The organism is Microbacterium sp. 13-71-7 (assembly GCF_002257455.1).
Taxonomy (GTDB): domain Bacteria; phylum Actinomycetota; class Actinomycetes; order Actinomycetales; family Microbacteriaceae; genus Microbacterium.
Window position 1 is genome coordinate 1 of the sequence record NZ_NCKN01000212.1, and the last position, 6934, is coordinate 6934.

6 protein-coding genes are annotated in these 6934 nt (G+C 72.0%); 3 read left to right on the forward strand and 3 right to left on the reverse strand.

Annotation, left to right across the window (positions count from 1 at the left end):
* From B7X32_RS16700 to B7X32_RS16710, 3 genes are all read left to right on the forward strand, one after another.
* On the forward strand, nucleotides 1-1619 hold a 1619-nt coding region (locus B7X32_RS16700; RefSeq protein ID WP_292722146.1), incomplete at its 5' end, for a glycoside hydrolase family 3 C-terminal domain-containing protein.
* Between the two features lie 76 nt (nucleotides 1620-1695).
* Nucleotides 1696-2943 carry an MFS transporter gene (locus B7X32_RS16705; RefSeq protein WP_292722149.1) on the forward strand — a complete coding sequence of 416 codons (1248 nt, stop codon included), beginning with the start codon at nucleotides 1696-1698 and terminating at the stop codon, nucleotides 2941-2943.
* A 138-nt stretch (nucleotides 2944-3081) separates the two neighbouring features.
* A complete protein-coding gene (locus tag B7X32_RS16710) occupies nucleotides 3082-3393 on the forward strand; it encodes a hypothetical protein (protein WP_292722151.1) in 312 nt (103 codons plus the stop codon).
* 18 nt (nucleotides 3394-3411) lie between these two features.
* On the opposite strand, the gene B7X32_RS16715 is transcribed toward B7X32_RS16710, so the two are convergent.
* The 3 genes from B7X32_RS16715 to B7X32_RS16725 form a co-directional block, all read right to left on the reverse strand.
* Complete coding sequence (locus B7X32_RS16715) at nucleotides 3412-3954, reverse strand: DNA starvation/stationary phase protection protein (RefSeq protein WP_292722154.1); 543 nt, start codon at nucleotides 3952-3954, stop codon at nucleotides 3412-3414.
* 174 nt (nucleotides 3955-4128) lie between these two features.
* Nucleotides 4129-5790, reverse strand: coding sequence for a glycoside hydrolase family 13 protein (locus tag B7X32_RS16720; protein ID WP_292722157.1), 1662 nt, complete (start codon nucleotides 5788-5790; stop codon nucleotides 4129-4131).
* Between the two features lie 139 nt (nucleotides 5791-5929).
* Entirely contained in the window at nucleotides 5930-6859 is a 930-nt protein-coding gene (locus B7X32_RS16725) for an NAD(P)-dependent oxidoreductase (RefSeq protein ID WP_292722159.1), read from the reverse strand.
* Nucleotides 6860-6934 lie beyond the last annotated feature (75 nt).

The window sequence follows — 6934 nt, forward strand, 5'->3', positions numbered from 1 at the left end:
GCTGGTTCCTGCCACCCTTCGAGCGCGTCGCGCGCGAGGGCTGCAGCACGTTCATGCTCGGCTACCAGACCAGCGACGGGGTGCCGATCACGGTCAACGACTGGCTGCTCAGCGATGTGCTGCGCGGCGAGTGGGGGTATACGGGCACGCTCATCACGGACTGGGACAACGTCGGCAGGATGGTCTGGGAGCAGCGCGTGCAGCCCGACTACGCGCATGCCGCCGCGGCCGCGGTGACCGCGGGCAACGACATGGTGATGACCACGCCGCACTTCTACGAGGGGGCGCTCGAGGCCGTGCAGAAGGGCATGCTCCGACCGGACGCCTTCGATGCGGCCGTGGCCCGCATCCTCACGCTGAAGTTCGACCTCGGCCTGTTCGAGGATCCGCGCCTTCCCTCCTCCGATCTGGACGCGGTGGTGGGCAGCGGGGCGCACTCCGACCTCAACCTCGAAGTCGCGCGGCGCTCGCTCGTGCTGCTGGAGAACGACGGGGTGCTGCCGCTGGGCGCGACCGGTCCGCTCGCGGCGGCGGATCCGATCCGCGTCGCGGTGGTGGGACCCCTCGCCGACGACGCGCAGACCCAGCTCGGCGACTGGGCCGGCGGGTCGGGCCAGGCGGGCTGGCTCGACGGCCAGCCCCGCGAGATGATCACGACGGTGCTCGACGGCCTGCGCGCCGTCGAGGGCCTCGCGGTGCGTCACGCGCACGGCGCGGAGATCCTCACCCTCGAGGACGACCCGCTCGGCGCGACCTTCCCGGACGGGCAGCCCCGCCCGCCGGTCGTGGTGCCTGCCGAGTCCGATCCGCGCCTGCTCGCCGAGGCGGTGCGTGCGGCCGACGCGGCGGACGTCGTGGTGGCGGTGGTCGGCGACAGGATCGAGCTCGTCGGCGAGGGCCGCTCCACCGCGACCCTCGAGCTCATCGGCGGCCAGAACGCGCTGCTCGACGCGATGATCGCGTCAGGGAAGCCCGTGATCGTGGTGCTCCTGGCCTCCAAGCCGCTCGTGCTCCCGGCATCGGCGGCCGGAGCCGCCGCCGTGATCTGGGCCGCGAACCCCGGCATGCACGGAGGCCGTGCGATCGCCGAGCTCCTCACCGGCGCGATCGAGCCCTCCGGTCGTCTTCCGATCTCGTTCGCCCGGCACGTCGGTCAGCAGCCGACGTACTACAACCAGATCCGCGGGCAGCACGGCACCCGCTACGCCGACCTCACCCAGGCGCCGGCCTGGGCGTTCGGTGACGGGCTGTCGTTCACGACGGTGGAGTACTCCGCGCTCGGGCTGGTCTCGGCGACGCTCGGCGCGGAGGACACGATCGTCGCCGAGGTGACGGTGGCGAACACCGGATCCCGCTCCGTGCGCGAGACGGTGCAGGTGTACGTGCGCGACGTCGTCACGAGTGCGAGCTGGACCGACAAGGAGCTCAAGGCGTACCGGCAGGTCGATCTCGCGCCGGGGGAATCCGCGCGCGTGCGGCTGGAGCTGCCGGTCGGCGACTGCTCGATCGTGGACGCCGCGGGGATCCGCCGGGTCGAGCCGGGCGCCTTCGAGCTCCTGGTTGGGCCGTCCTCGCGGGAGGAGGCGCTGCTGTCGGCTGCGTTCGAGGTGGTCGGCTGACACGGTGTCCGACAATTCGTCCGGAATCCTCGCAAAAGGAGGGCGCGGAGCGGATCCGCTCTGGTTGGATGACCTGGTGCGAACGACTGCTGACGACACCGGCTTCCGGCCCGGAGCGCTGATCTGGCTCGCCGTCGCGACCTTCTCGATGGGGATCGACGGCTACGTGCTGGCGGGGCTGCTGCCGCAGATCGCCACGGACCTGGACGTGGATGCGGCCGCCGCCGGGCAGCTCATGAGCGTGTTCGCGGCGACCGGCGCGATCGCCGGACCCGTGCTCGGCGCGCTCACCGGGCGCTGGGAGCGCAAGTCGACGATCGTGCTGGCCCTCGGCGTCTTCGTGCTCGGCAACCTCATGGTCGGTCTCGCCCCCACGTACTTCTGGGCGATGAGCGGCCGGGTGGTCTCCGCCCTCGGCGGGGCGCTGCTGAACGCCGTGATCGGCTCCTATGTGATCGCGCGCACGCCGGAGCACTACCGCGGTCGGGCGCTCTCGCTCGTGATGGGCGGGTTCCTGTTCGCGACGGCGCTGGGCGTGCCGATCGGGCTCGTGATCGGGCAGGCCGACTGGCGGATCCCGCTGTTCCTCGTGGTCGGCGTCGGCGCGGCGGCGCTCGTCGGGATCCTGTGGAAGGTGCGACCGCTGCGTCTTCCGCCGCTGTCGCTGCGCGAGGCGCTGAGCCCGCTCACGCGCCCGGCGATCCTGTTCGTGCTCCTGGTGCCGATGGGCCTCATGTGCGCGAGCTACTTCTGCTTCACCTACGCGACGCTGATCCTCGGTCCGCGCATCGGCGAGGGGTATCCGATCATCGGCGCCCTGTTCGGGTACGGCATCGTGAGCCTCGCCGGCAACATCGTGTCGGGGCGCGTGACCGACCGTCGCGGGCCCGTCGCCGTGCTCACGGTCATCGTCGCCACGGTGCTCGCGGCCGCGCTGCTCGGCTGGGCGGGACTCATGCTCCCCGGCATCGCCGGCGCCGTGGCGGGGCTGCTCTGGTTCCTGGTGTGCGCCTTCTTCAACGGCGGATCGGGCGTCGCCGCCCAGACCCGGCTCGCCACGATGGTGCCGCCGGCGGTCGCCGCCCTCGTGCTCGCGCTCAACAACAGCGCCATGATGCTCGGCAGCGCGCTCGGCAGCGCGCTCGGCGGTCTCGCGCTCGCGGCCGGCGCGGTGCCGGACCAGCTCCTGCTGCTCTCCGGCATCGTGCTCGCGGTGACGCTCGGGGTGCAGCTCGTCACGGCCGCGACGCACCGGCGGCGCGGCGCGGCGGTCGCTCCGGTCGAGGCCGGGGAGCCGCCCGTGGGGGCGCTCGATCCGGCGTGATCCGGATCGAGCCTTCGCGGTGTGCGCCCGCCCGATATATGGGAAGCTGAGCGCAACACCAGGGAGCCGTCGCCCGGGTCGCGCCGACCTCGGCCCGCCCGCCGTGGCGGCAGAGCAGACGGGACGAGTGGACGCAGGATGGGTTTCCTCTTCTACGGCAGTTCAGAGCATGAGATCGAGATCGAAGACGTCGCCCTCGCGCACCTCAAGGTCGTGATCGCGACGAAGCTCCGGCGGAACGAGAGCTTCACGCTGTCCTGGCGCCACGACGAGGGCCAGCCGCGCGGACGGTCCACGATCTGGCTGCACCCCTCGATCCAGCTGCGGTTCGAGTTCGCCGAACCCGAGCCGCCTCAGCTCGACCCTGCCCGCATCCAGGCCTACGCGAACTCGGCGAACACGTCGGGCGGCATCCTCATCCCCGACGAGCACATCCTCGGATCCGCGTAGTCCTGCGTTCCCCGCGGATCACTTCGGCGTGCGGTTCTCGGCGCTGACCATCCAGGAGAGCTGCTCGATGCGCTCCAGGATCGCGTGCAGGATGTCGGCCGAGGTCGGATCCTCCTCGTCGACCTGATCGTGCACCTCGCGGCAGGTGGCGGCGACGCCGTCGAGCCGCTCCGTCATGAGGTCGATCGCGTCGTGGGTCGCGATCTCCCCCTGCGGGCACTCGGGCAGCGTCGTGGTCTCCGCGACGACGTCGCTGCGGCCGTCCGGCAGGGCGTGCAGCGCGCGCATGCGCTCGGCGACCGTGTCGGCGAAGACGCGACTGGCCTCGATGATCTCGTCCAGCTGCAGGTGGGTGTCCCGGAAGTTGGTGCCCACCACGTTCCAGTGCACCTGCTTGCCCTGCAGGGACAGCTCGATCAGGTCGACCAGCACCCGCTGCAGGTCGTCGCTCAGCTTCTGGGAGGCGGCGAAGCCCTTCTCGGCGTTCTCCTCGGCGGTGCGCTTCGCGCCGCTGCCGGGCTTGCGGCGGTTCTTCGTGGTGGTCGATGACGGCGTGCTCATGGAACTCCTCGCTCTCGCGGCTCCGCATGTGCGCGGGCGCCTGCTCGTACTCCGGTGCACGCTAGGCGATCCGCGGGGCGAGGGGTACGGGCTTGCGTCCTCCCGAGGAGAGGCGCTAAAGCGGTCGGCGACACGGGAGGCGACCCGTCGCGCCGGGGAGTCCTTCCGGAGTGCTCAGCCGATCGTGTACCAGGCGGCGGAGTCCGCGGGCAGCACGGTCCCGCCCTCGGGGGCGCTGTGCACCACGATCGTCGCCCCCGCCGGCAGCGACAGGGGCGTCTCGCCCAGGTTCGCCGCCACGTGCAGCTCCCCGCGGCGGAACGCGACCGCATCGGGTCCCAGATCCTCCCAGACGAGGGATCCGGATCCGAGTCCCCGCTCCCTCCGGAGCTCGAGCAGCTGCTTGTAGAGCGAAAGGGTCGAGGTGTCGGATCCGTCCTCGAGGGCGCGCGCATGCTCCGCCCACTCGGCGGGCTGCGGCAGCCACGAGGCGCCGGTGTCGTTGAAGCCGTAGGACGGCGTGGTGCCGCTCCACGGCAGCGGCACGCGGCAGCCGTCGCGGCCGTAGCGCTCGCCGCTCGTGCGGAACCAGGTGGGATCCTGCCGGAACTCGTCCGGGATCTCCATCGCCTCGGGCAGGCCCAGCTCCTCGCCCTGGTACAGATAGGCGGATCCGGGCAGCGAGAGCATCACCGTGGTCGCGGCGCGGGCGCGCGCGAGGCCCAGCGCCCCGTCGGGCTTGGGCTCGTCCCGCGGGCCGATGCCGTCGCCCTGCGGGTTGTCCCAGGTGAGGGCGAGGCGCGAGGCGTGGCGCACGACGTCGTGGTTCGAGAGCACCCAGGTGCTGGGCGCGCCGACGGCCCCGAACGCGTCGAGGGAGTCGCGGATCACGGCGCGCAGCTCCTCCGCGTTCCAGGGCGTCATCAGGTAGTTGAAGTTGAACGCCTGGTTCATCTCGTCGGGGCGCACCCACAGCGCGATCTGGTCGAGCGTGGGTAGCCAGGCCTCCGCGCACAGCGCGCGGTCGCCGTCGTACGCCGCGAGCACGTCGTGCCAGTCGCGGTAGATCTCGTGCACGCCGGGCTGGCCCCAGTAGGGCACGTCCTCCTGGTCGCCGCCCATGGAGTCGGCGCCGTCATCGGGCGTGTAGTCGGGCAGTCCCGCCTTCTTGATCATGCCGTGGGCGACATCCACCCGGAAGCCGTCGACGCCGCGGTCGAGCCAGAACCGCAGCACGCCGCGGAACTCCTCGCGCACCTCTTCGTTCGTCCAGTCGAAGTCCGGCTGGCTCGGGTCGAAGATGTGCAGGTACCACTGACCCGGCGTGCCGTCGGGCTCCGTGATCCGGGTCCACATGCCGCCGCCGAACACGCTCTGCCAGTTGTTCGGCGGCAGCTCGCCGTGCTCGCCCTTGCCGTCTCGGAAGATGTACCGCGCGCGCTCCGGGCTGCCGGGGGCGGCCTTCAGCGCCTCCTGGAACCAGCGGTGCTGATCGGAGGAGTGGTTGGGCACCAGGTCGACGATCACGCGGATGCCGCGGGCGTGCGCAGCGGCGAGCATCTCGTCGAAGTCGTCGAGCGTGCCGAACAGCGGATCGACGCCCCGGTAGTCCGAGACGTCGTAGCCTGCGTCCTTCTGCGGGCTGGGCATGAACGGGCTCAGCCAGATCGCGTCGACGCCGAGGTCCTGCAGTGCGTCCAGGCGGGACGTGATGCCCGGCAGATCGCCGATCCCGTCGCCGTTCGCGTCCGCGAAGGAGCGCGGGTAGATCTGGTAGATGACGGCGGTGCGCCACCACTCGGATCCGGGGGCGGACTGCTGCTCGATCTCGGCCATGCGATCAGGGTACCGGGAGGTCGGCGGATGCCGGAAACGCGGGGATCGAATCGGTTCGATCCTGTGTGCCCGGGGTCGTCGAGCGAGGACGCCGGAGGCGACCGAGACGAGAAGCGGCGATCTCGCGGGGCGCCGGACGTCAGCGGGGGATGAGGTTCGCCGGCTCCGCGCCCGCGAGCATGCGGTCGATCTGGGTCCGCACGAGCGCCGCGATGCGTGGGTTCATGGCGGTCGAGGCGCCGCCGACGTGCGGGGTGAACAGCACGCCCGGTGCGGTCCACAGCGGATGGCCCTCGGGTAGCGGCTCCGGGTCCATCACGTCGAGGGCGGCGCGGATCCGGCCGTTCTCGGCGACCAGCGCGTCCGTGTCGACGAGCGTGCCGCGGCCGACGTTGACGAGCAGCGCCCCGTCGGGCATGCGCGCGAGCATGGCCGCGTCGAACAGCCGGTGGGTGGCGGATCCGCCGGGCAGTGACAGGATGACGATCTCCGCATCGGGCAGGAGCGCGGGCAGATCGGCGAGCGCGTGCACGGCGATCTCGCCGACGCCGTCGATCGCCTCGGTGCGGGCGGTCTGCGCGACCGCGGTGATGGCGGTCTCGAAGCCGGCGAGGCGACGGGCCACCGCCTTGCCGACGCCGCCGATGCCGACCAGCAGCACGCGCCGATCCGCGAGGCTCGACGTGAACGCCCGGTCCCACACGCCCGCCTCCTGCGCGCGCACGAACCGCGGCAGCTCGCGCTGCGCCGCGAGGGTCAGTGCGAGGGCGAGCTCGGCGGTGGCCGGCTCGTGCACGCTGGCGGCGTTCGCGAACGGCACTCCCGCGGGAACCCGGTCGATCACGGCCTCGTAGCCGATCATCTGCCCCTGCACGAGGCCGACCTCGATGCCGTCCAGTGCGGAGAAGCGCTGCCGCCCCAGATACGACGGCACCACGATGTCGATCCGCGATGCGGGCGGGGGCGTGGTCATGTCCCAGACCTGCACCTCCACGCCGTCGGGCAGCGGGCCCCGGGCGGCGATGTCGGCGGCGAGTTCGGCGGTGGGGACGGTGACGAGCAGGCTCACCCCTCGAGCGTATGCCCCCGAGGCGGGCCTGGTGCCGGTGCCGGTGCTGGCTCACTGCTGGTGCTGGCCGGGTCG

Bases quoted from the DNA above. Each gene is read 5' to 3' on its own strand.
- B7X32_RS16710 (WP_292722151.1), top strand. From the start codon at position 3,082: ATGGGTTTCCTCTTCTACGGCAGTTCAGAGCATGAGATCGAGATCGAA.
- B7X32_RS16715 (WP_292722154.1), bottom strand. From the start codon at position 3,954: ATGAGCACGCCGTCATCGACCACCACGAAGAACCGCCGCAAGCCCGGC.
- B7X32_RS16720 (WP_292722157.1), bottom strand. From the start codon at position 5,790: ATGGCCGAGATCGAGCAGCAGTCCGCCCCCGGATCCGAGTGGTGGCGC.